At 67.7% G+C, this 310-nt stretch carries 1 protein-coding gene; it reads left to right on the plus strand.

The features are described 5' to 3' along the window. Nucleotides 1–77: 77 nt before the first annotated feature. Nucleotides 78–310 (plus strand): phosphopantetheine-binding protein (locus AA75_RS31930; RefSeq protein ID WP_304441508.1); only part of this gene is annotated, 233 nt, incomplete at its 3' end.

The raw sequence follows: 310 nt of genomic DNA on the forward strand, positions 1-310 counted from the left end.
AGCGGTTCCCGAGTGACACGCCGGTGGGTCCGGAGCAGCTGGGTGAGCTGCGGACGCTCGGTCAGATCGTGGACTTCATGAGCAGCGTGGCCGCGCCTGCGCCTGCTGCTCCGGCCGGTGCGGGTGCGGGTGAGGTGTCGGCTGCGCTGTTGGAGGTGGTGGCGCAGAAGACGGGTTACCCGGTGGAGATGCTCGAGTTGGGGATGGATGTCGAGGCGGATCTGGGGATCGACTCGATCAAGCGGGTCGAGATCCTGGGTGTGCTCTCGGAGCGGTTCCCGAGTGACACGCCGGTGGGTCCGGAGCAGCT

Source organism: Kitasatospora sp. MBT63 (genome assembly GCF_000710465.2).
Lineage (GTDB): Bacteria > Actinomycetota > Actinomycetes > Streptomycetales > Streptomycetaceae > Kitasatospora.